General features: G+C 64.5%; 29 protein-coding genes and 2 pseudogenes. 11 read left to right on the top strand and 20 right to left on the bottom strand.

The window, feature by feature from the left end; translation table 11 throughout:
- On the top strand, positions 1-1158 hold the full coding sequence (locus ACSQ76_RS06395; RefSeq protein WP_437155897.1) for an amidohydrolase: 1158 nt from the start codon (positions 1-3) through the stop codon (positions 1156-1158).
- Complete coding sequence (locus tag ACSQ76_RS06390) at positions 1155-2270, top strand: alanine racemase (protein WP_437155896.1); 1116 nt, start codon at positions 1155-1157, stop codon at positions 2268-2270. Before ACSQ76_RS06395 ends, ACSQ76_RS06390 begins: the two co-directional genes overlap by 4 nt.
- A gap of 8 nt (positions 2271-2278) precedes the next feature.
- On the opposite strand, the gene ACSQ76_RS06385 is transcribed toward ACSQ76_RS06390, so the two are convergent.
- The 8 genes from ACSQ76_RS06385 to ACSQ76_RS06350 all read right to left on the bottom strand — a co-directional run bounded on the left by ACSQ76_RS06385 (position 2279) and on the right by ACSQ76_RS06350 (position 6310).
- A complete protein-coding gene (locus ACSQ76_RS06385; RefSeq protein WP_437155895.1) occupies positions 2279-3364 on the bottom strand; it encodes a TonB family protein in 1086 nt (361 codons plus the stop codon).
- Positions 3361-3747, bottom strand: coding sequence for an ExbD/TolR family protein (locus ACSQ76_RS06380; protein ID WP_437155894.1), 387 nt, complete (start codon positions 3745-3747; stop codon positions 3361-3363). The genes ACSQ76_RS06385 and ACSQ76_RS06380 overlap by 4 nt, the downstream gene beginning before the upstream one ends.
- A 1-nt stretch (position 3748) precedes the next feature.
- Positions 3749-4120: a biopolymer transporter ExbD gene (locus ACSQ76_RS06375; RefSeq protein WP_437155893.1), complete on the bottom strand. Its 372-nt coding sequence runs from the start codon at positions 4118-4120 to the stop codon at positions 3749-3751.
- 1 nt (position 4121) lies between these two features.
- Complete coding sequence (locus ACSQ76_RS06370; protein ID WP_306127879.1) at positions 4122-4778, bottom strand: MotA/TolQ/ExbB proton channel family protein; 657 nt, start codon at positions 4776-4778, stop codon at positions 4122-4124.
- Positions 4775-5209, bottom strand: a complete 435-nt coding sequence (locus ACSQ76_RS06365; RefSeq protein ID WP_437155892.1) for a hypothetical protein — start codon at positions 5207-5209, stop codon at positions 4775-4777. The genes ACSQ76_RS06370 and ACSQ76_RS06365 overlap by 4 nt, the downstream gene beginning before the upstream one ends.
- A 380-nt stretch (positions 5210-5589) precedes the next feature.
- Entirely contained in the window at positions 5590-5784 is a 195-nt protein-coding gene (locus ACSQ76_RS06360) for a PLDc N-terminal domain-containing protein (RefSeq protein ID WP_306127877.1), read from the bottom strand.
- 48 nt (positions 5785-5832) lie between these two features.
- Positions 5833-6045, bottom strand: coding sequence for a DUF2945 domain-containing protein (locus tag ACSQ76_RS06355; protein ID WP_437155891.1), 213 nt, complete (start codon positions 6043-6045; stop codon positions 5833-5835).
- 1 nt (position 6046) lies between these two features.
- Positions 6047-6310: a DUF7218 family protein gene (locus ACSQ76_RS06350; RefSeq protein WP_437155890.1), complete on the bottom strand. Its 264-nt coding sequence runs from the start codon at positions 6308-6310 to the stop codon at positions 6047-6049.
- Between the two features lie 113 nt (positions 6311-6423).
- Between ACSQ76_RS06350 and ACSQ76_RS06345 the strand changes: the two genes are divergently transcribed.
- On the top strand, positions 6424-7251 hold the full coding sequence (locus ACSQ76_RS06345) for a formate/nitrite transporter family protein (protein ID WP_437155889.1): 828 nt from the start codon (positions 6424-6426) through the stop codon (positions 7249-7251).
- A gap of 83 nt (positions 7252-7334) precedes the next feature.
- On the opposite strand, the gene ACSQ76_RS06340 is transcribed toward ACSQ76_RS06345, so the two are convergent.
- The 4 genes from ACSQ76_RS06340 to ACSQ76_RS06325 form a co-directional block, all read right to left on the bottom strand.
- Positions 7335-7628: a hypothetical protein gene (locus tag ACSQ76_RS06340; RefSeq protein ID WP_437155888.1), complete on the bottom strand. Its 294-nt coding sequence runs from the start codon at positions 7626-7628 to the stop codon at positions 7335-7337.
- A gap of 293 nt (positions 7629-7921) precedes the next feature.
- Entirely contained in the window at positions 7922-8134 is a 213-nt protein-coding gene (locus ACSQ76_RS06335) for a hypothetical protein (protein WP_437155887.1), read from the bottom strand.
- Positions 8135-8207: 73 nt separating this feature from the next.
- Positions 8208-9182: a DNA topoisomerase IB gene (locus tag ACSQ76_RS06330; protein WP_437155886.1), complete on the bottom strand. Its 975-nt coding sequence runs from the start codon at positions 9180-9182 to the stop codon at positions 8208-8210.
- A 19-nt stretch (positions 9183-9201) separates the two neighbouring features.
- Entirely contained in the window at positions 9202-9930 is a 729-nt protein-coding gene (locus ACSQ76_RS06325; RefSeq protein WP_306127870.1) for a Crp/Fnr family transcriptional regulator, read from the bottom strand.
- A gap of 76 nt (positions 9931-10006) precedes the next feature.
- Between ACSQ76_RS06325 and ACSQ76_RS06320 the strand changes: the two genes are divergently transcribed.
- Both ACSQ76_RS06320 and ACSQ76_RS06315 read left to right on the top strand, forming a co-directional pair.
- Positions 10007-10405 (top strand): hypothetical protein, encoded by a 399-nt coding sequence (locus ACSQ76_RS06320; protein WP_437155885.1) that lies wholly within the window; start codon positions 10007-10009, stop codon positions 10403-10405.
- 71 nt (positions 10406-10476) lie between these two features.
- On the top strand, positions 10477-10647 hold the full coding sequence (locus ACSQ76_RS06315; RefSeq protein WP_306127868.1) for a DUF1328 domain-containing protein: 171 nt from the start codon (positions 10477-10479) through the stop codon (positions 10645-10647).
- Between the two features lie 162 nt (positions 10648-10809).
- Here ACSQ76_RS06315 and ACSQ76_RS06310 read toward each other — a convergent pair whose 3' ends face one another.
- Complete coding sequence (locus tag ACSQ76_RS06310) at positions 10810-11619, bottom strand: response regulator (protein ID WP_437155884.1); 810 nt, start codon at positions 11617-11619, stop codon at positions 10810-10812.
- 126 nt (positions 11620-11745) lie between these two features.
- Here ACSQ76_RS06310 and ACSQ76_RS06305 point away from each other — a divergent pair, with 126 nt between their 5' ends.
- The 5 genes from ACSQ76_RS06305 (at position 11746) to ACSQ76_RS06285 (ending at position 15975) form a co-directional block, all read left to right on the top strand.
- Positions 11746-11895 carry a NepR family anti-sigma factor gene (locus tag ACSQ76_RS06305; RefSeq protein WP_371931284.1) on the top strand — a complete coding sequence of 50 codons (150 nt, stop codon included), beginning with the start codon at positions 11746-11748 and terminating at the stop codon, positions 11893-11895.
- Complete coding sequence (locus ACSQ76_RS06300; protein ID WP_437158170.1) at positions 11885-12439, top strand: RNA polymerase sigma factor; 555 nt, start codon at positions 11885-11887, stop codon at positions 12437-12439. Before ACSQ76_RS06305 ends, ACSQ76_RS06300 begins: the two co-directional genes overlap by 11 nt.
- 34 nt (positions 12440-12473) lie before the next feature.
- Entirely contained in the window at positions 12474-14174 is a 1701-nt protein-coding gene (locus tag ACSQ76_RS06295) for a sensor histidine kinase (protein ID WP_437155883.1), read from the top strand.
- A complete protein-coding gene (locus ACSQ76_RS06290) occupies positions 14171-15661 on the top strand; it encodes a phospholipase D family protein (protein WP_437155882.1) in 1491 nt (496 codons plus the stop codon). Before ACSQ76_RS06295 ends, ACSQ76_RS06290 begins: the two co-directional genes overlap by 4 nt.
- 116 nt (positions 15662-15777) lie before the next feature.
- Positions 15778-15975, top strand: a complete 198-nt coding sequence (locus ACSQ76_RS06285) for a CsbD family protein (RefSeq protein ID WP_306127862.1) — start codon at positions 15778-15780, stop codon at positions 15973-15975.
- A 46-nt stretch (positions 15976-16021) separates the two neighbouring features.
- Here the strand turns inward: ACSQ76_RS06285 and ACSQ76_RS06280 are convergent.
- The 7 genes and pseudogenes from ACSQ76_RS06280 to ACSQ76_RS06250 all read right to left on the bottom strand — a co-directional run bounded on the left by ACSQ76_RS06280 (position 16022) and on the right by ACSQ76_RS06250 (position 21073).
- Positions 16022-16560: pseudogene (locus tag ACSQ76_RS06280) on the bottom strand (gamma-glutamyl-gamma-aminobutyrate hydrolase family protein).
- Positions 16561-16727: 167 nt separating this feature from the next.
- Entirely contained in the window at positions 16728-17702 is a 975-nt protein-coding gene (locus ACSQ76_RS06275) for an amidoligase family protein (RefSeq protein ID WP_437155881.1), read from the bottom strand.
- Positions 17699-18715, bottom strand: a complete 1017-nt coding sequence (locus ACSQ76_RS06270) for an AI-2E family transporter (protein ID WP_306127859.1) — start codon at positions 18713-18715, stop codon at positions 17699-17701. Before ACSQ76_RS06270 ends, ACSQ76_RS06275 begins: the two co-directional genes overlap by 4 nt.
- Before the next feature lie 21 nt (positions 18716-18736).
- The gene (locus ACSQ76_RS06265; protein ID WP_306127858.1) at positions 18737-19504 is read right to left on the bottom strand and encodes a hypothetical protein; all 768 of its coding nucleotides are present in this window, start codon (positions 19502-19504) and stop codon (positions 18737-18739) included.
- Complete coding sequence (locus ACSQ76_RS06260) at positions 19476-19892, bottom strand: phage holin family protein (protein ID WP_306127857.1); 417 nt, start codon at positions 19890-19892, stop codon at positions 19476-19478. The genes ACSQ76_RS06265 and ACSQ76_RS06260 overlap by 29 nt, the downstream gene beginning before the upstream one ends.
- Positions 19892-20335 carry a hypothetical protein gene (locus ACSQ76_RS06255; RefSeq protein WP_437155880.1) on the bottom strand — a complete coding sequence of 148 codons (444 nt, stop codon included), beginning with the start codon at positions 20333-20335 and terminating at the stop codon, positions 19892-19894. The genes ACSQ76_RS06260 and ACSQ76_RS06255 overlap by 1 nt, the downstream gene beginning before the upstream one ends.
- A gap of 192 nt (positions 20336-20527) precedes the next feature.
- A complete protein-coding gene (locus ACSQ76_RS06250; protein ID WP_437155879.1) occupies positions 20528-21073 on the bottom strand; it encodes a hypothetical protein in 546 nt (181 codons plus the stop codon).
- Positions 21074-21435: 362 nt separating this feature from the next.
- Between ACSQ76_RS06250 and ACSQ76_RS06245 the strand changes: the two are divergent.
- Positions 21436-22450: pseudogene (locus ACSQ76_RS06245) on the top strand (histone deacetylase family protein).
- Positions 22451-22495: the final 45 nt, after the last annotated feature.

Below are 22495 nucleotides of genomic sequence, written 5' to 3'. Positions count from 1 at the left end.
ATGACCACCCTCCCCTCAAACCAGATCGCCTACCTCACGGCCCTGCGCCACGACCTGCACCGCCAGCCCGAAGTGTCGGGCGAAGAGGTCGAGACCGCCAAACGCATCACGCGCGAACTCACCGCCCTCGGCGCCGACCGCATCTGGCAGGGCCTCGGCGGTCACGGCGTCGCCGCCGAATTCACCGGCCACGCCCCCGGCCCCACGGTCCTTCTGCGCTGCGAACTCGACGGTCTACCCATCCGCGAGATCAACACCATCCCCCATGCCTCGCGGATCGACGGCAAGGGCCACCTCTGCGGCCATGACGGCCACATGGCCTCACTGATGGGCGTCGCCATGCGCCTTGCCGCACGCCCCGCCAAGGGCCGCGTCGTCCTGCTCTTCCAGCCGGCCGAGGAAACCGGCGCAGGCGCGCAGGCCGTGATCGAAGACCCGCAATGGGCTCAGATCCGCCCCGACTACGCCTTCGCCTACCACAACGTGCCGGGCCGCCCCCTGGGCGAGATCGGCCTGCGCTCCGGCCCCGCCAACTGCGCTTCGCGCGGGATGCAGATCCTGCTGACCGGCAAAAGCTCTCACGCCGCCGCGCCCGAGGACGGCCTCTCGCCCGCTCCTGCCATGGCGAGCCTGATGACCGCCCTGCCCGCACTCAGCCGCGGCACCATCGCCGACACCGATTTCACTCTCGCCACCCTGACCCATGCCAACCTTGGAGAACCCGCCTTCGGCATCGCCCCCGCCGATGGCGAGCTGCGCGTCACCCTGCGCACCATGACAAACGAGGGCATGGAGGCGCTGGTAAACACCGCCCTGCACAAGGTCGCCGAGACGCAAGGCGAGCTTGTCACCGACATCCACTGGCACGACGTCTTTCGCGCCGTGGTCAACGACCCGGACGCCACCGACATCGCCCGCCGCGCGGCCCATGACCTCGGGCACGAGGTCAACGAGATGCCCACTCCCATGCGCTGGTCCGAGGATTTCGGGCGCATCGCCGATGACGGCGCGAAGGCCACGATGCTCTATATCGGCGCGGGCACGGACATGCCCCAACTGCACAATCCCGACTACGATTTCCCCGACGCACTCCTGCCCGTCGTGATCGACCAGTTCACCGGCATCGTCGACCGCATTCTGGGCCTGCCCGACACATGACCGACCCCGCGATCCCCGACGCCTGGTGCGAGGTGCATCGCGACCGGATCGACGCCAACATCCGCATCGCGCTGTCCCGCGTGCCCAAGGGGCGCCGGTTCTGCGCCGTGCTCAAGGCCGACGCCTATGGCCACGGTATCGCCACCGTCGTCCCGCTGGTGCGCGCCCACGGCATCGACTGCATCGCCATCACCTCGAACACCGAGGCCCGCGCCGTACGCGACGCAGGCTACACCGGCCAGCTCATCCGCCTGCGCGCCGCCACGCCTTCCGAGACCCGCGCCGCCCTTCCCGACCGGGTCGAGGAACAGGTCGGCACGGTCGAAGCCGCCGAAAACCTCGCCGCACTCAGAGCGTCCGGCGCCGCCGTCCGCGCCCACCTGTCGCTCAACGCCATGGGAATGTCCCGCGACGGGCTGGAGATTGAAACCGAACAGGGCCGCGCCGCCTGCCGCGCCATTCTCGGCCACCTCGGCGACAGCATGACCGCCATCTGCACCCATTTCCCCAGCAATGCGCCGGACGATCTGCGCGCCGGCGCCGCGCTCTTCCAACAGCACGCCGACTGGGTCCTGCAGCAAGGCAACCTCTCCCGCGACAGCACTCTCATCCATGCCGGCAGCTCGCTCACTCTCGTCTCCGATGAACCCGCCCGGACCGACATGTACCGCTGCGGGGCGGTGCTCTATGGCATCCTCAAACCCGAATGGGGCTTTCAGACCACGATGAACCTAAAGACCCGGGTCGTCAGCGTGGGCGATTATCCGGCGGGCGCCACCGTGGGCTACGACCGCACCTGCGTTCTGGACACGCCCCGCCGCCTGGCCTGCCTCTCCATTGGCTATGCCAACGGCATCCGCCGCGCCGGTCATAACACCGGCACGGTCCTGATCGGCGGGCACGAGGCGCCCATCCTGGGCCGTATTTCCATGAACACCACCGTCGCCGACGTCACCGGCCTGGGTGACATTTCCATCGGTGACCCGGCGGTGCTCTTCGGCGGCCGCCGCGATACGCGCAGCGCGCTGGACGATGCCGAGGCGCAGTTCGGCACCATCATCGCCGATCTCTACACCGACTGGGGCCTGAGCAATCACCGGATCACGCGCTAGACGCAGCCTCAACTGCCCTTGATGTTGATCGAGAAACTGGTGCGCGCCCCTGCAGGCGGCGGCGGGAACGGGGCAGCCCGTTGGATCATCCGCACCGCCGCCTGGTCCAGCGCGGAAGAGCCCGAACTGCGCGCAATCGAAACCCCCGCAAGCCCGCCATTCCCGGCAATGCGGAACGCAACAACCGCCGTCCCCCGGCTGCCCACCCGCGGGCGCGGAACGCGCGAGATCTTCCGCATCACCTGTCCGGGATAGTTGCTGGCCGCGGCGTTTCCGCTGGCCTGCGACCTGCCCGTGCCCTGCGACGCGGATTGCCGCGTCGTCTGCGACCCCGTCGCGGTACCGGTGCGCGCGTTCTCCTGCGCGTTGCCCTTGGGCTGCGGCTTGGGCTTCGATTGCGTCGTGCGCTGCGGCTTCGGTTCGGTCCGCTTCGGCTGCGCCTTCGGCGGCTCGGGCTTGTGCGCTTCCTCGAACTCCGCGCTGCGCGGCTTGGGCCGCAACGACCGGGTCACCGCCGTCGGCGCCTCGTCCACCGGCTCCAGCACCTCCGCCTGCTGCGGCTCTGTCGGGTGCACGCTTTCCTCCGGCACGGTCTCGGACGGGGTCACCGGGACCAGTGGCACGTTGGGCGTGATCTCTGCCTGCTCGACAGGCTGGGCCTCGACCGGCTCCGGCATATTTTCGACGGGCGTTTCGGTCGGCGTCATCGGCGCGGTCTCGGCCTGCTCCACCGGCTCGGCGGGCTCCTGCGGCGCGACTTCGGGCGTCGTGTCCTCGGGCCGATCCTGCACAGTCTCTTCCGGGGTGACCTGCGTCGTTTCCTGCGGTGTCTCTTCTTCTGTCACCTCGTCCGGCGTGTCCTGCGCCGTCACCTCCTCCGGCGGCGTCTCCTCGACAACTTCGTCGGTGGCATCGGGTGTCATCACCCCCGCCGCCATGTCGGCAAAGCTGTTGCCGATGCTGGCCTCCAGGCCGCCCGCATCGCCCTCGATCTCGATCGCCTCGCCCTGGAACACCGCCGCAACCACCGTGCCGTGCAGCACCAGCGCCGCCGCGGCGGCAAACGTTTTGACAAGTCGGGACGACGCGATCATTCCAGCCCCCTTTCGGTGACGATCACCACCCGCTGCGCCCCGGCGCCGCGTAGATCCCGCGCCAGGTTCACCAGCGTCTGCGCTGACAGCTCCTGGTCGGGAACCACCCGCACCACCTCGCGCTCTTCCTCGCTGCGCCGTTCCAGGAAATCCTCGGCCGAGGCGATATCCTCGCCGCGGAAACTCATCCGCCCGTCGGGATGCACCACCAGTGTATCGGGCGGCGACCGCCCTTCCAGGTCCGCCGTCCGCACCAGGCTCAGATCCTTGTCCAGCGGCTGCGACAGGGTGCCGGCCACCATGAAGAAGACCAGCATCAGGAACACGATGTTGATCAGCGCAATGGTCGGCTCCCGGCGCGAGGATGTCTTGGCCTTGCGCATCTCAGGACCCCAGCACGCTGATGCTGACGCGCTCGATGCCGCGCAGCACCACCAGCAGATCGGTCAGCCGCTGCGACGTCACACCATCGCGCAGGCTGACCACCACGGGCCGCGCCTCGTCGCCGGGCGGCATCTCGGCAAAGGCGGCGCTCAGGCCCTCTATTTCCATCTCGCGACCGTTCAGGCTCAGCCCCTCGTCGCTCAGGCGCAGAAAGCTGATCTTGGCCTCGCTGCTGCCGCTGCCGCCCGCGCCTGCGGCGGCCAGTTCGACCTCGGCAAAGCGCGAAAAGGTCGAGGACAGCATGAAGAACAAAAGCAGCAGGAAGATCACGTCGATCAGCGACGTCATCGACAGCCGCCTGCGACGGCTCATCCTACGCACGGGCCGGCTCCGCCACCGGATCGGCCACCTGTTGTCCGGCCCGGCCCTGCGGATGCAGCACCGTCGAAATCGCCCGCTCCGCCGTGACCCGTTCGCCGTCCATCCGGCCCTCGAACCAGCTCAGCACCATCGAGGTCGGCATCGCCACGGCCAGCCCCACGGCGGTTGTCAACAGCGCAACCCAGATCCCGCCGGCCAGCAGCGACGGATCGACCTGCGCGCCCGCCTCCTGCAACGACTGAAACGCCTCGATCATGCCCAGCACGGTGCCGAAGAGGCCCAGAAGCGGTGCCAGTTGCGCCACGCTGTCCAGCAAGCGGAACCCGCCTTCCAGCCGCGCAAAGCGCGACTCCGCCTCCGCCTCCAGCCGCTTGGCATCCTCCGGCCGGGCCGAGAACGCCATCTCGATCACCGGCGCCAGGTAGCTCTTCGACTGTTTCAACGCCGCCAATGCCGCCGCAAGGTCGCCTTCGTCCCAGGCCGCCACCGCCTCCTTCAACGCCTTGTGCCGCCCGACGCCCGCCGCCGAGAACTGCCACAGCTTGTAAAGGACAGTGGCCAGCGTGATCACCGACACCGCCAGCAGGATCAGGACGACCGGACCACCCAGATCGGCGATCTGCCGCAGGCTTTCGAGAACCGCATTCATCCCGTCACCTCGATATCCGTGCGCGTTTCCAGCTTCAGCCCGGTCTCGCAGGCATTGTCGGGCAGCTCCGCCGCTTCGCAGGTATGCGCGCCGTTGATCAGCACCTGCCCCAACCCGTCACAGGCCATGCCGGGCACCGAGAACTGCCGCACCCGCGGCCGCCCCGGCGGCAGCGTGCCGAAATCGAACAGCGTCAGGCGATCCACCTGCCCCGAGCTATCGAACAGCACGGTCTCGTAGACGGCCTTGTCGATCTGGCTCGGGTAGCCGTTGATCACCAGAAAAGTCAGCGTGCAGCTGCTCTCGTTGGCCTTGGTCGCGTTCAGCTCGATCAGGACGGCCTCGCCCAGCTCTTCTTCCTGCGCCAGAGCGCCTTGCGCCCCGGCGAACCCGGTGGCTATCGCCACAAGGGCGGTCGTGATCCATTTCATCTCGCGTCTCCCTTTCACGTAATCCGCGCCGCTCCCGCGGCCCGGATCCCGTTTCAAACCATTCGTGTGCGCGGTCAAGCGCCGCGCGATGGCGACTATCGCGGAAAATCGTGGGATTCGAAACGCGGTGCGCCCGCAAAACGCGATTTCGCGCTGCCCCCCGGCTCCTGCCGCCAGTATTTCGCTCGCGTCGGCCTGGCAGGAGGTGAAACTCGGCTCGGAGACGCTTTGCCCCTGATGTGTCACACTCCCGGCGAAATCTCAATACCCAAACAAATCAATCAGGAATAACCGCGGCGCTCTGGGCCGCCGGTCACGTCGAACGAAACGGGGCGCACCCATTGCTGGATGCGCCCCGCAAGATCAGGCATGTCGCCCGGTTAAACTTTTCTGGTCGCCGCGCCGCGCGGGCCTGCGATCAGCCAGATGATGAAGCCGATGATCGGCAGGATAATCACCAGCAGGCTCCACAGAACCTTCTTGCCGGTCGAAGCGTTCGAGCCGATGATCGACACAAGCGCCCAGATATCCAGAACCAGAACGATAAGGCCACCAAGGCCACCAATCTCCAACATTATATTCTCCTTTTCTTTTGCGTTCTACGGGTACAGTTCACGTTCATCTCAGGACTTGCGCACTTCGCTGGCGCCTTTCAGCACCTGGTCGCCGTCCTGTTGTTCGATCAGGTACGCGGGGCACTCCTTGTCGGCGTCCCGCGTGATCTCGGACCCCTTTATCTTGACCGTCGTTTTCTGGGTGTAGACCTTCTTGACCTCACCCTTGCCGGTGCCGTTGCCCCAGTCCCATTCGACGGTGTCACCTTGCGAAATCGCCATCTCAGCCGCGCCTCAGCGCGTCGATCAACTCTTCCCTGGTCATGTCCGAGCGCCCTTCGACGCCGACATTCTGCGCCTGGTCATAAAGCTCGGCCTTGGACCATTCCTCATAGGGCGGCGACTTGCCCCCCTTCTTGGACGGGGACATGTTGTCGTTGGCCTGTGCGTTGGCGATCCGGGCAGCCTTTGATTTGGTGTAGCCCTTGTCGCGCAGCGCCTCATAGGTCTCTTCGTCCTTGATCGACGAGCCGTTGGGCTTTGCCATGACGTTCACTCCGAAATTAGCTGGGGATAAAACGTCCTGCCGATCTATTTGTTCCCGGAAAGCCGATGAAATCACGACACTTGCAGGCGGAATGCCGCATACCGGAGACCTGAATGGCCGAGCAGAAGAACGACGATCTGATCAAGCAGGAAAAGGAAAAGGAGGCGATCGAGGAAGCCGCGGCCCTCTCTCCGCGCCTGATATTCGAATCGATCCGGCGCAATGGCGAGGAAGAGCTCGAGCGCCCCAAGACGGCACTTTGGTTCTCGGGCATGGCCGCGGGCATGCTGATCTCTTTCTCGGTGCTGGCCGAGGCGCTTTTGCGGGCGCACCTGCCCGAGGCCGAATGGCGCTACATCATCGAGAACTTCGGCTATTCGCTGGGCTTCGTGCTGGTGATCCTCGGCCGCTTGCAGCTTTTCACCGAGAACACGATCACCACGGTCGTTCCCGTGATGCTGGATCCGTGCAAGCACACCATCAGCCGCACCGCCATTTTGTGGAGCACGGTGCTCGCGGCCAACGTCATCGGTGCTTTCGCCGTGGGCACCTTCTTTGCCTTCGGCGGTGTGCTGTCCGATCCCGTCGCCACCGCCTTCACCGATCTCAGCCGTCACGCCACGGGCATTCCCGCCTTCGAGGGTTTCATGCGTGGCATTCCCGCCGGCGTCCTGATTGCCGCGATCGTCTGGATGCTGCCATCCGCCAAGCAAAACGAAATGGGGGTCATCGTCATTTTCACATGGCTCATCGCGCTGGGCGACTTCACCCACGTGATCGCCGGTTCGGTCGAAATGGCTTATCTGGTGGTGCAGGGGCAGTTGGGCATCTCTCCCGCCGCGTTCGGATTCTTCCTGCCGGTCCTGCTGGGCAATATCATGGGCGGCACCCTTATATTCACCGTGCTGACCTACGCCCAGGTCATGCCCGAGGTGGAATAGCCTTTGACGCGGCGCGAAAAAACGGGTGCATCCCGAAAAAATGCACCCGTCGCACTGGTTACCTCACGATCTTTTGGGGGCGATCAGTTGTACGAAGCCAGACCCACCTGCGTTTCAGGGGCATCAAGTGGCCCGCCGTGGATATCGACTTCGCGCAACGCGCCGTGACGGTCGAGCACGCTGTGCACGCTCAGCACCTTGTTGCCGTGGCTCCTGTCCGGGTCGTCGAGGATCGTGCGCAACTCGGTCCGCGCCTCGGTATCCAGCGCGGCCATGTCGAACGCGACGACGTAATTCTTCAGATCCTCGGCCAGCGGCGTGGCCGCGGCTGCGATCGGCGAAAGGCTCAGCAGCGTGGCAAGTGCAAGACGTTTCATAACAGGCTCCCGTTGAAAGCTTCATCTGCCCAACGCGAAAGATTCTTCAAGGTTCCCAAAAAGTTAAGCACCGCAGCCTGGGACGGGCTGCGGTGCTGGGCGCGTCTGGCGCGCCGCGCTGACAGGGGACGGGGATGCAGTCAGCGCTTTCTCTCGGCGTGCGTCTCACCCGTCGGGTGGTCACGCCTATGTTCTCGTCTCTTCACCATCACGGCGAAGCAAAGGATCGCCACGTTTGCAGCGAGGAACAGCCCGGGCACGAGGACATCTGCCGCGGTGCCGGTCTGCATCGCCTAGTTACTGGTGTCGGAACCGACAGACGTCTCTGTGCTCTGCGTGCTTTCCGTGGGCGCCTGCGCGCCATCGCCGGCCTCATCGCCACTGGTGGCCAGAATGTAGAACACGCCGAACAGGATCGACACGAAAGCCACGACGAGCAGCATTCCTCCAAGAGGGCCTATATGGCGCTTCTTCTGGCGTTCCAGGTTTGTTTCGGGCGCGGACATTGCCGTTTCCTCATTTACTGTTTCACTCTTCCAACGCCCGGCCTGACAGCCGGTTCCCAAAAAATATCGCCGCTCACGAAATAAATTTGATCAGCGCTTCCTCGCCGCGACGGAACCCGTCCCCTGACGTGCGAATCTTCGGAATCTCGGCCCCATGCGTTCCCGCTTTCAGCCGCCCAAGTTCCAGAACGTCGGGGTGGATATAGCTTTTCTGCGCAATCGCCGGCGTGTTGTGCAGACGCTCTGCAGCGGCCTCGGCCAGCGCCCTGATGCTGATCTCGTCCAAACCGGCGGCAGCCAGGAACGCCGCCAGCGTCCCGTGCCACGTGCGCAGGGTTTTCGCGGTGGCCTCGGTCTCGCACAGCTCGTTCAGCTTGGCATTCAACTGGTAGGAGGACACCGACCGCGCCGCGCCGTCCTCGTCCAGCCAGGACACCAGCGATGGGCCCGGCAGGTCCTGGCAGGCCTCCATCACCTTGGCCAGCTTCCTGCCGCGCAAGGTCTGCTCGACCTGCTTGCCGCCCTTGCCCTTGAACGCCAGCACGATGGCGTCACCCTCCACGCTCAGGTGCCGCCGCTTCAGCGTGGTCGCGCCGTAGGTCCGGTTTTCCTCGGTATAAGCCTTCGATCCGGGGCGCAGCGCCGCGCGGTCGACCAAAGCCAGCACCGCCGCCACCGCGGTGTCCTCGCTGCCCGCCTCGCCCGAAAGATGGTGGTCGATCCACCGGCGCAGTCTCGGCAGGCTCCGCCCGAATTCTGCAAGACCCTCGAACTTGGTCTGCGCCCGCTGCGCCGCCCAATCGGGATGATACCTGTATTGCTTGCGCGTCCGCGCGTCGCGCCCGGTGGCCAGCAGATGCGCATTGTCCATCGGCGCGATCCAGACATCGGTATAGGCCGGCGGCACCGCCAGCGCCTGCAACGCCCGCCGCTTCTTGGGGCAGTCGATCAGCGTGCCGTCGACATTGATGTACGAAAACCCGCGACCCCGCTTTTCGCGGCGTATGCCGGGGTTGCTGTCCGGGTAATAGACCAGCCGCTCTGCCACGGGCGATATCCTCCATCGTTCAGATAAGAGGACGCTTTGCGATCCCTCCCGGTTCCACGTTGGCCAGCTGTGCCAGTTCAACTTCCTTGTGAACGACCAGCGCATCGTCCTGCCAGGTCGCCACACCGGCCTCGCGCAGGCGCGTCAGGGTCTTGTTGGTATGCACCAGCGACAGGCCCACCGCATCGGCCAGGTCCTGCTGGCGATAAGGCAGCGGCACGCGGCCATTTTCCATCAGCTCCAGCGCCTTCAGGCGCTGATAGAAACGGTACAGCGCCCAGGCCACGCGGGCCACACCGTTCATCTGCCCGATCGTGACCAGCGCCTCGCCCAGAAGCTTCTCCTCCCGCGCGGCCAGATGCGTCAGGTCAAAGGCCCTTCTTGGCTGCGACTCGAACAGCCGCCAGAATTCCGAACGGTTGAAGACACACAGTGCCATCGTCGTGGTCGCCTCGACCGAATGATCCATCTCGCCCATCACGCCGCTTTGCAGGCCGACGAAATCGCCCGGCAACACGAAGCCGACCACCTGGCGCCGCCCGTCCGGATTTGTCTTGTACCGAATGCCCATACCGCTCAGCGCGGTGTAAAGCTGGGTCGAGGACGCCCCCTCCGCCAGGATCTCGGTGCCCCGCTCGGCGCGCAGCTCACCTGTCTTGAAGCTCGCCATGAACTCAAGCTCTGCGGCCGTCATCGGGCTGAACAGGTCCAGTTCCCTCAGCGGACAGATGCTACAATCGATCGCCATTCTTCGAGGTATGTCTCAGTTTAATGTGGGCGTCATGATTCTGTGCAATGATTGACGCATACCGAGGGGGTAGTAAATGCAGAATGTTGCGCCGCGCGAGGACCTTGTCCTGGTTTCTTCGCGCAAAATGCTCGAGGCCGCAGACCTTGCGGATTTCGCGAAATCGCGTTCGCTCGGCGAGGTGATTGTCGAAAGCGACACCGAGCGTGCGTACCGTCTTTTATCGGAAAGACGATTTTCCTTCGCCTTCATCGGCCTGCCCGATACCGAACGGCGCGGCCGACTTCTGAGCGCCTTGGCCGCAAAGCACACGCACATCGTGCTGGTCGACGACAGCGGCGCGACGCCGGGATCGGTCGGCATGCGCGTGCTGTCGCGTCCCTTCACCGACTCCGATCTCGAAGGCGCGCTCCGGGACGAAGACGACACTTCGGACCATGACAGTGCCATGCGCCACAGCCAGCCCGCCGCCTGAAAAATCTTGGGAACCCGCCCGCCGCTTGGCTGTTTATGTCGCATGAACGACATGAACAAAGGATCAAGCAAATGCTTCATTGGGCTCTTATATTTCTGGTCGTTGCCCTGATCGCCGGCATCTTCGGATTTGGCGGTATCGCATCGGCCTCTGCCGGCATCGCGCAGGTGCTGTTCGTCATCTTCCTGGTGCTCTTCGTCGTGGCCATGGTGGCCCGCGCCCTCAGGGGCCGCACGCCGTGATCCGACAACCGGAACCAACCTACGCTTTCCGAAGGGGGCCGACCGACACCGTCTGCCCCCTTTTTCGTTGTACCGCAGCGATACGCGCCCGACGCACACGCGAAAACGCTTCCCGCGCTGGCACACGGGAGGCGCTCATCAATTCCTGAACCGCGCGGCGCTTCAGGCTTTCAGCGTCTCGGTCGACGAAAAGAACATCGCCTGGCTTACCGCCGAACGCACCTGGTCCGACTGGTACGGCTTCGGAATGAGGAAGGCCGGCTCCGGCCCCTCGCCCGTCAGCAGGCGCTCGGGGAAGGCCGTGATGAAGATCACGGGGATCTCGGGCGAGTTCTCCATGATCCGGTTGACCGCGTCGATGCCGCTCGACCCGTCCGCCAGCTGGATATCCGACAGGATCAGGTCCGGTGTCTCATCGTTGAACAACTTCACCGCATCGCTTTCGGTCCGGGCGATGCCGGTGATCCGGTGGCCCATCTCGCCGACGATGCCTTCCAGATCCATCGCGATGATCGCCTCGTCCTCGATGATCATCACACGACCCGACAGCACGCTCGACATCTCTTCGTAGGCGATATCGACCAGCGACCGCGCCTCGTCCTCCGACACGTCCATGATAATTCCGACTTCGGAAAAACTGAATTCCTCGATCGTGTGCAATAGCAGCGCCTCGCGCGTGTTAGTTGTCAGCTTTGCCAGATGCGCCTGCGCCTTGGCCTGCAACCCGGTGTCGTCGTCCGAAAACACGGCGCCCGACGTCGCCCAGATGGGCTGAAACACCTTGAAAAGCGCCGTTTTCGGGGAAATCGAGGTGTCGAATACGTCGCGATCGCTCAGCACCGCCTCAAGAGTCGCCATGGCATACTGGTCGCCGCGCTCCTGCGACCCGGTCAGCGCACGCGCGTACCGGCGAAGATAAGGCAAATTTGCACCGATCTTCTCGCTAAGGTTCTCGGGATTGTTTTCGGTCATTTGATTGCTTCCAGTTTTTTTCTACTATCTTGGAACCTAACCCGTCTGATGACGTTTAGTTCCAGACACAGTGCACAGATGTCAAACCTAGAGACAATAATGACCCGAGCAAAACGGACTTCAAGTGTGGAAAATACCATTGACGAAAATCTGAAACGCGCGTTCAACGACGTGGCCAGCGAGCCGCTCCCTTCGCGCTTCACAGACCTTCTGGAGCAACTAAAAACCAACGGCACGCCCGAGGGCGCAGATCGGGAATCGGACGATAATTCATGAGCGACCCCGCGACGAATTGGTAGAACACCTGGGCCCGATGCGGGCCTTTGCCATGAGTCTGACCCGCAATTCCGCACTTGCCGATGACATGGTGCAGGACGCTCTGGTCAAGGCCTGGACCAATATCGAAAAGTTCCAGCCCGGCACCAACATGCGGGCGTGGCTCTTTACCATCCTGCGCAACACCTACTATTCGCATCACCGCAAGGCCCGCCGAGAGGTGTCCGACACCGACGGCGAACTCGCCGCATCCCTCGCCAAAAAGCCCGATCACGACGGGCGCCTGCAGATGCGCGACTTCCACGTGGCCTTCGACAAGCTGCCCGACGAACAGCGCGAGGCCCTCGTGCTGGTGGGTGCCGGCGGATTTTCCTACGAGGAAGCCGCCGAGACCTGTGGTGTCGCCGTCGGTACGATCAAGAGTCGCGTGAACCGCGCGCGGGCACGACTGGTGGAATTGATGCATCTGGACGAGGATCAGGTACTCGAAACGACGGACGCGGTCACCGCGGGCATCGTATCGGCGAACAAAAGTGTTGCCTAGGAAGTCCAAAGCCCTGCTCGATGCATACGGAACGATGGTCAATCGGCTGTCGTTTCGTCTTTTTGCGTTGATGGCACTGGCGCTGTTCCCCTTGGGCATCATCGCAGTCTACCAGACCGACCAGGTTCTGGACGAAACAGAGAACCTGCGCCGCAATGCCCTGTTTTTCGAGACCACCTCCGCCGCGCGGGACGAACGCGAACTGATCCAGATGACGCTGGGTTCGGCCGAAGGGCTCGCCTCGCTGTCCATCCTCGACGACGCCCCCGCCTGCCGCGAGGTCATGCGCGAGTTCACCGAAAGCAACTCGCATATCGCCTTCGCCGGCTACACCAAGGTGTCGGGGATCATGGAATGCGGTTCGCACGGTGACGAGATACGCGACTTCACCGGGCTCGAGCGTTTCCAGCGCGCGTTCGACGCGGATGGGCCCAGCGTCTATGTCGCGCCCCTCGGCTCGATCACGCAACAGCCCGTGCTGGTCGTCAACCATCCGGTCTACACCGACCGTAGCCTCTCGGGCATCGTGTCTCTGTCGGTGCCTCTGCGCCTGACCTACAAGCCGCTCAGCTCCCGCCGCTTCGATCACGAACTGCAATTCGTGACCTTCACCCGCGACGGCCAGGTCGTGTCGGCCAGCGGCGGGCGTGATAATGCGGCCAACCTCCTGCCAGAGTTCATCGAGCCCCAGGATCTCAACCGCCAGGTCGGCACCACCTTCACCGGCGTCAACGGGCTGGGCGAGGAACGCATCTATGCGGTGGCCAGCATTTTCGAAGACCAGGTCAGCGTCATCGCAAGCTGGCCGGCCCGCGCCTCCGCCTGGGGCGGCGGAACCTTCTTCTACTACGCGCTCAACCTGCTCTTTCCGTTCGCGATCTGGGCCGCCGGCCTTGCCTTCGCCTGGTACGAACTGCGCCGCGTCGTGATCCGCCACGTCCGCGACCTGCGTTCGGCCATGCGCCGCTTCGCCCTGGGCCAGCGTGACGGCTTTCCCCTGCGTCTGAAAAACCCGCCCGAGGAATTCGCCGAGGCCGAGCGCGCGTTCAACCGCATGGCCATCATCATCGCCGAGTCCGAAGCACGGCAGGACAAGGACCTGAAAGACAAGGAGGTGCTGCTGAAAGAGGTGCATCACCGGGTCAAGAACAACCTGCAAATGATCGCCTCGATCATGAACATGCAGCTGCGCAGCGCCAAGACGCCCGAGGCCAAGTTCATGCTGGCCAGCCTGCAACGGCGCGTCAACGGCCTCGCCATGCTGCACCGCACGCTCTACACCTCGCCCGATCTTCTGACGATCGAAGCCAACGAACTGCTCGAGGCCGTGGTCACCGACATCTCTGTCATGATGACCGTCCCCGGCATCGTGATCGACCGCGATATCGACACCCTGCCGCTCTACCCCGACCAGGCCGTTCCTTTGTCGATGCTGCTGGCCGAGGCACTGACCAACGCGCTCAAATACGCCGGTGCCGACGAGGGCGAAACCCCGGCCGTCAGGGTCACACTCAAGGAACTGGACGATGGCCGCTACCGGCTCAGCGTCACCAACACCAAGGGCCCGGTCCGGCCACAGCCGATCCCCGATGTCGAGACCGTCAGCGGCCTCGGCACAAAGCTCATGCAAGCCTTCGTCAGCCAACTCGAAGCCGAGCAGCAGGTGACCGAGGACGATCACCACTACGGGCTGCACATTGTCTTCGAACGAAAGGACTTCGAAGCCCCAAGTTGACAAAAGCCCAGGACGATCCCGACTTCCAGGTCTTGATCACCGCGCAAGAGGCGTGGCCGGTCTTCGAGCGTGCCGTGCTGAACGTCAGGTCTCACATCCTCGCGTCTTTCCGCATTTTCGACCTGTCCACCAGGCTGCGCAGCGACGAGGCGCGCGAGATCGGCGAGACGTGGTTCGACCTTCTGGAACACGTGCTCTGCCGCGGCGTGCGCGTCGAACTCACGGTCAGCGATTTCGACCCGGTCTTCGCCACCGAGCTGCACCGGCAGACCTGGCGCACCGTGCGGCAGGCGGCGGCACTGGCCGAAATTTCCGACTGTCACATCCACAACCTGCGCATCCGCGCCGACCTGCACCCGGCCAGGGCCGGCCGGCTGCCCTGGCTGGCCTTCCTGCCCGCGGCACTGCGGCGACGCTCCAAGCGGCTGATGGCGCTCAACGACGACCAGAGGCAACGCGAGGCGATCCGCCTCGACGACGGCTCCCTGCCCCAACTGTGCACCACCTCCCATCACCAGAAGATCGCCGTGATCGACGACGAACTCCTCTACATCGGCGGTCTCGACCTCAACGAGCGGCGCTACGACACGCCCCAGCACGATCAGATCGCCGCGCATACCTGGTCCGACGTGCAACTGATGGTGCGCGGCCCCGAGGCGCTGGAGGCGTCGCACCACATCAAGACCTTCCTGCTCAGCATCGACGCCTGCCGCAAACCCGGCGCAATGAAATATCTCCGCCGCACCCTCTCGGCCCCGCGCAAGACCCAGCTGCCCTATGTCTCGCCCCGCACCCTGCTGCACGAGATCGAAGAGGACCATATCAGCGCGTTCAAGAAGGCAAGGAACCTCATCTATATCGAAACGCAGTATCTGCGCGCCCGCGGGCTCGCCCGGCGTCTCGCCAAGGAGGGGCGCAGGCGGCCGGACCTTCATGCGATCATCATCCTGCCCGGCCTGCCCGAGGAGGTGGCCTATTGCAGCGAGGTCGGCGTCGACGGTCGCTACGGGTTGTCGCTGCAGCACGATTCGATCGAGATGCTGCGCGACGGCTTCGGCGACCGTATCGTGGTTGCCACCCCGGTCCAGCCGCGCTTTGCCGCCCGCGACACGATCCAGACGCTCTCTGGCTCGCCCCTGATCCACGTCCACAACAAGGTCCTCGTCCAGGACGAGGATTTCGCGCTGGTCGGGTCCGCCAATCTCAATGGCCGCTCGCTCTACTGGGATACCGAGGCCGCCCTGCGCATCACCGACCCCGGGCGCATCGCCACGCTGCGCGACCGTGTCATGTCCCACTGGTGGTTCGACGAACTCCCGCCAGAGGCCCGCGCTCACGACACCATGTTTTCCTGGTGGTCCAGGAAGATCGCCGAGAACAGCGTGATGAACCCCGAGAACCGGCACGGCTTTCTCGTGACCCATGACAGCGCGCAACTGCGCGATGTTTGGCTCACGTTGCCCGGCGTGACGGAAAATATCGTCTGACGCCGCCCGCGGCTGGAACTCAGGCCCGCGCCCCGCGTTTTCTAGATACAGGAAAGATCACGGGCCGCCCCACCGCCGGGACGGCTCAAACCCTCAGGATTATGGGAGAATACGAGATGGACCAAGATCGCATCGAAGGCAACTGGACCCAGATCAAAGGCAAGCTCCGCGAGATCTATGGTGACCTCAGCGACGACGACCTCGAAGAGGCACGTGGCGAGCGTGAGCAGATGATCGGCAAGCTTCAGTCGAAAGTCGGCAAAGACAAGGACGAGGTCCGCCGCGACGTCGACAACATTCTCGCAGGCTTTTGATCGGGCCTGAACCAAAGGTCAAAGGGCGCCCTGGCGGCGCCCTTTTTCATGCCCGCTCCAGCACTGCCGCGACCTGTGCCTGAGATGCGCGATAGGCCAGCGCGGCGGATACAAGCGCCCTGAACAGCAGCCGCTGCCGCTTGGCATAGAACAAATGCTCGGGGTGCCACTGAACCCCCAGCGCAAACGGGTCTTCCCTGCGCTCCACCGCCTGGATCATCCCGTGCGTGTCCCGCGCCGCAACCCTCAATCCCCGGCCCAGATCCTGAACCGCCTGGGTGTGCAGCGCGTTCACCCGCATCGGGCCGGGTCCGCAGATCCGCGCAAGATGGGTTTCCGGCGCGACCTCCACGTCGCGCTTGGGCAGAACCGTCTTGATCTTCTCGGCCTTCCCGAAGGTCTGCCAGGCGTTCTGGTCCAGGGTCCCGCCCAGCGCCACGTTCATCATCTGCGCGCCGCGGCAGATTCCCAATACAGGAACCCCTGCGCCAGCGCATCGGTGGCCAACTTGCGTTCCAGCGTATCCCGCGCCCGGTCCAGCGTGGCCGAAATGCCCAGCACCCCACCGTAAAGCTCCGGCCCCACATCGTCGCCGCCTCCGATGACCAGCCCGTCGACCTCCGCCAGGGCTGCGGGCCGTCCCACGCCCCAGCGCACGGCCTTCGCCCCGGCGAGCCACAGGTTGAACCACACCAGCGGAAAGATCCGCCACCCCGACCGCTCCGAGGTGGTCACGGCGATCACCGGACGGCTCAAAGCTTGTCTCTGCCCAGCACGTCGCCCGCGATCCGCACCCACGCGCTTTCGCGCCGCAACACGCCCCCCAACCGGGAATGGTCCCGCCAGGCTTCCTCCAGCGCCTCCAACTGCTCGGACGCGGCCACTTCCTCGACCAGCCGCCACATCTCCCACGGCTCCTGCAACGACCAGCCGGTCTCGTTGATCCGGCTGTCGGGAAGACGAAAATGTAACGCCGGCCGCGCCTTCGTGCTGCGTTCATCGGGATAGCTCGCCTCGAACAGCCTCGGCCGCGCGTGCTTCAGCAACGGCAGCAGGTCCAGCGCGTGATTGCGGGTGCGCACATGCGGGTCGATCAGGTCGATCAGCAATTCCAGGCTGTCCGGCTTTTCCGCGACCAGATCGTCGACCAGTGCCCGCGGCCAGGCGTTGACGAAAGGCAGCATGCGCCGCGTGACATCGATGCCCTTCTCCGCCCGCAGCACCGGGTCCAGCAGGCCAAAGGCCCGCACCGTGCGCAGCGTGTGCGGGTCCGCCGGAGCAACCACCTCGACGTTCAGATGCACACCGAACCCAAGGAACACGCCGTTGCGCGATCCGCTCGCCCCGGCGTCGCGCAGGGCGGGAATGACCGCGTCGAACCGCGCCACCTCGTCGGGCACCAGGGGGGGCGTCACGATCTCCACCGGCACCAGTCCGCGCAGCAGTTCCTTGACCTGCACCCCGGCCACCCCGCCGCTGTTCTTCTTGCCCAGGCTGGTGTCCAGTTCGATCTCCAGATCGCCAAGCGTACTGCCCCGCACGATCAGAAGGTGGGAATCGGTGTCCTCCAGCGTGCCGCCAAGTAGATCCTGCAGGATCGACGCCGCCTTTCGCTCGCACAGGCCCGAGAACTCCACCTCGACCCCGACGCGCCGCAATTCACCCCGTGGGTTGGTCTCCACCGGCAGGGGCGCAAAATGATATGCTTCAGTGTCCTGCCATGTCATGCAACCTGTTCCATCTTGTATTCGGACGCCGTGCCGCGCTTGGATTGTGCAGAGACAAGGGCATAGACCCAAATCACCACGGGCAGCGCGACGATACCGCCAAGCGGCCCCCAAAGCCACAGTCCGAATACGATGGACAGGAAAACGATCAACGGGTTGACGCTCATCCGCTTGCCGACAAGCGCTGGGGTCACGAACTGGGCTTCGATCGCGTTCAGGCACAGGAAAGCGACCGGCGGCACAAGCGCATAGGCCGAGCTGAACGTCACCAGTCCCGCCATGAGCAACGAGAAAGCGATGGCGAGCGGCCCCAGGTACAATACGAAATTGGCCAGGAACGCCGCCGCCCCCCAAAGCATCGGGTTGGGCAGGCCGATAAGCAGCAGCAACCCGCACAGCGCCACGCCCAGCCCGAAATTGATCAGCGTGATGGTGACGAAATAATAGGCCACCGCCTGGTCCGCGTGCTTGAGCGATACCTTGAAGTGCGGCACGGCCGAATACAGCTCGTCACGCGTCAGCAGGAAAAAGAACAGCGTCCCGGCAAAGATCAAAAGCTGCGCCAACAGGTTCGGCGCCAGCCACAGCGCCTCGACAACCGACGGAATCGCCTCTTCCACGGCGTCCTCGCCACCTTCCGAAATCGTGCGCTCCAGATCGAAGCTGATGCCCCCTATGCTGCGCAGCATATAGGTCAGCTCGTTCAGCCATCCCCGGAACTGCTGCTGAATGCGCGGCACTTGGTCGGCCAGTGCCGACAGCACCGGGCCCAGCATCGCAAGCAGCACGAATATCATCGCGGCTGCCGTCAGCAAGGCCAGCGCCGCACTGACGGCGCGCGGCACGCCCATATTCTCCAGACGCGCAGCCAAGGGCGACAGAACCACGCCCAGCACGATCGCCAAGGTCGCCGGGGCCAAGAGGTTCTGTGCCATCTTGGCCGCGGCGACCACGGCGAGAAAGGTCAGTATCAGAAGACAGGCACGTACCAGCTTCGACGGGGCGTGATCCATTACCACCTTGGGTATTTACTCTCAGCCGGTCTTGGACTGGAACTGTTCGGTTCCGGCACGGACCGCTTCGTTGACCGCTGCCTTGCCCTTGGTCTCCAGTTCCGAGATCTCCGCCCTCAGGCGTTCCTCGGCCGCGCGCAGGAATGCATCCCGACGGGCGCCCATGATCTCTGCCTCGCGGCGCGTGCTGGGCAGAAGCGCGCCCAGCATCCCGCCGATGCCTGCCGCCACGAGACCCGTGATCAGCGGCTGCGAGTTGTGGGTCTCGACTGCCGAGTTTGCCGCTCCGCGGGCATACCGCTCTGCGGCCTCCTGCGCGTCGACGGCCTTGAGCCGCAACGAAATCACACGATCCCGCGCTTCCGGTCCAAGGCGGTCCAGACCGTTGTGCAGCATCTTGCGCATCCGCGTGGCCGAGGCGGAAAGACGGCCTGCGGCGATATGGGTGCGCCGGGCGTTGCGCTCCGCCGCGCGGGCGATACGCTCGTCCTGGCTCAATCCGTCCGAACTACGGCCCATACCGGAGAATGCACCCTTCTGATGCGCCGCACCGCCGGCCACGATGATCGCCGCGCCAATGCCCACCAGTGCAAGGCCCACAGGGTTGTCCTTGGCCGATTGCGTGATGCTGTGCGTGGCACTGCGTCCGAATTCCGCGGCATCGTCGATGGCTTGGCGGCCAAGACGTCCGGGGTTCACCGCGTGGGCGAAATCCCCGATGGCGTCCGCCAGCCCGGCACGATGTTGCTCTGCGTCTTTTTCAAGCTTTTCCATAGACTTCGCGGTCATTGTGACTCTCCTCGAATAATGCAATATCGGATTTCAGGCTTTCGATCGTGCGCCGGGGCAGCATCGCGCGGGCCGACAGGCACCGCATCCCGATCGCGCCCAGTATGATCGTCAGCACGACGAACACCCCGAACACGATGGCTGCGGCGGTTCCCAGCCCGAGGCCCATATCGGCCAGCGCCAGCACGGCCACGACGCCCAGCGCATGAACGCTGACAAGTGCAAACAGCAGCGCCGCGGCGATCAGGATCAATCCCGCCTTGGCCGACCGCAGGTTCTGGCGCAACTCGCGCTGCGCCAGGTCGGTATGGGCGGACAGCAGCCCCCGCGCTTCACGCAGGATGCGGGCCACCACCACGCCGAACGGTGGTTTGGGGGCGTCCTTCATCAGTCTTGCGTCCCCGTGCTCGAGCTTTCGGGCAGGTAGCCCGACCAGACATCCTCGTCAGCTGCGATCAGTTCGGGTCCGTCATCCTTCGGCGCACTGGCGCTCAGGAACCGCGCTGCGGCAAACCCGGCCAGCGCGGCGCCGCCCAGAAAGAGCAGCGGGTTGCGCCGGGCAAATGTCGAAACGTCTTCCACGAGGTCCGGGATGGACCGCTCGCGCAGCCGGTTGGTCGCGTCCTCCACGGCCGCTCCGGCCTGTGTCAGGATCGATTGCACGGCCTCGTAATCGTCGAATTCCCCCGCGGCCTTCTTCGCCGCGCTTGAAACGGTGTCGCCGTGATCGGCCACGTCATCGCGGAATTGCGTCGCGCGAACTTCGGCTTCCTTGCTCACGGCTTCCTTGCCGTCTTCCACCAGCTCTTTGGCTTTGGTCTTGGCGCTCATCTTGATGTCCTCACGATGTCTCTTGTTGAATGATACGTCGATCTGTGCACCAACGCGCGATGGCCTGCGTTGTTCCGTCGCGCTGGCAATATCTTCGGTCACCGCCCTGCGCCGTAAGCGAACTGTCGCGAACGCATGAAAAAGCCGGGACGCATACGCGCCCCGGCCAATGTGTCATGTTAGTTTCAGGCGTTAGCCGCGGTTGATCGCGTCGGCGATACGGTCACGCAGGTAGTCCACGGTGAACGCATACTCCAGCGCCTTGCCTTGGTTGGTCGTCTGCAGCGACTTCACCTGGATACCGACGGTCGGCACCTGGTAGCCACCTTCGGGATCAAGGTCGACAAAGACCAGACCGCCCAGTTCACCATTGTCCTCGGTATAGGACACGGTGCCCACCGGGTCGCCGGTCACGGTAAAGATCTCTTTACCCGGCTCTGCGATCAGCAGGATGTTCTCACCCTCGGTGTTTTCCGCACCGGTTTCGTCCTGTGCAACCTCGTCATCGACACCTTCGTCGGCCGAGCCCGAGGTTTGCGTACCGATCACGACGATGTCGTCGCCATCTTCGGAATAGGTCGTCGCTTCGATTTCAGTGTTGCCATCTTCAACTTCAGCGGCGTTTTCCAGGACCTGACCCTTGTTGGTCACGTCTTCGCCAACGGTGGATTCGGCGTAAGCGGCAAGTGCGCCTGCGGTCGAAAATGCGGCTGCGAGTGCAATCGTACGGTTAAACATTGTAATCTCCTTCGCTATGCAGCACCGTGCTGCGATCTGGGGTAAGAACCGCCTGGCCCCGCCCAGGTTCCCAAAAATTTCTTGCGTCACATTTGGTGGCCTTCCGGCACGCGCCGGAATTGCGTAGACCCCTTGACAGACATGGCATTTATGCCACTGATAAAAAACGGTATTTTCCACATCCAAGCGCAGAATCGCGGCTTCCGCACTCGCCCGCGAAAACAATATCGTGAACCCTGTGTGATCTCCGCGCGACCCGTACTCGCTACCCGAGGCGTGCCAATTCTTGCCGGACCTTGCTGTGTCATTCCCCGCCGCGCCGCGCTATCCTGCGCACGAAACGCCCTGAAACGGACTCGATCATGCACGCCTATCTCGCCTCGGCCCAGTCCGACCACGCGCCGCAAACCTTTCTTCACCAGGGCGTTCTGAAACCTTCGCCCGAGGCCCCGGAACGCATCGCCATCCTCAGGGACGCGGCCAGCGCGGCGGGCTGTTCCTTCGCCGCGCCGCCCGATGCCAGCCTCGCCCCGATCGCGGCGGTGCACAGCGCCGAATACCTCACCTTCCTGCGCACCATCCATGACCGATGGTCGGCTCTCGACGGCGCCGCGCCCGAGGTCGTTCCCAATATCCACCCGCGCAGGCGCCAGGACAGCTACCCCAGTTCCCCTGTCGGTCAGGCCGGCTATCACCAGGCCGACACCGCCTGCCCCATCGGCCCGCACACCTGGAACGCGGCCTATGCCTCGGCCCAATGCGCCATCGCCGCCGCCGACGCGGTGGCCTCCGGCGCGCCCCACGCCTACGCCCTCTGCCGCCCGCCCGGCCACCACGCCTATGCCGACCAGGCCGGCGGCTTTTGCTTCCTCAACAACTCCGCCGTCGCCGCCGCCCGCCTTTTGGCCACCGGCCACCGCCCCGCCATCCTCGACATAGACGTGCATCACGGCAACGGCACCCAAGGCATCTTCTACGACCGCGCCGACGTGCTCACCGTCTCCATCCACGCCGACCCCTCGGATTTCTATCCGTTCTTCTGGGGTCATGCGCAGGAACGCGGGGCCGGCCCCGGCCTTGGCGCCAATCTCAACCTCCCCCTGCCCCGCCGGACCGGCGACGACGGCTATGCCCCCCGCGCTCGACACCGCCCTTGCCCGCATCACCGATTTCGGCACCACCGCGCTGGTCGTCGCGCTCGGCCTCGACGCGCACGAAGCCGACCCCTTCAAGGGCCTCGCCCTCACCACCCCCGGCTTCACCCGCGTCGCCCGCACCCTTGCCGACACCGGCCTGCCCCTCGTGCTGGTGCAGGAGGGCGGCTATGTCTCCGATCATCTGGGCACGGCCCTCTCGGCCTTCCTCTCGGGGCTCTGAGATCTGTCACAAAACCATCAAACTCGCCCGCTAGACACGCCCGAA

This window comes from Roseovarius sp. B08, from assembly GCF_051417955.1.
GTDB lineage: Bacteria > Pseudomonadota > Alphaproteobacteria > Rhodobacterales > Rhodobacteraceae > Roseovarius.
Note: the sequence above shows the minus strand (reverse complement) of the source record. Positions and strands in the feature narration are given on the sequence as shown.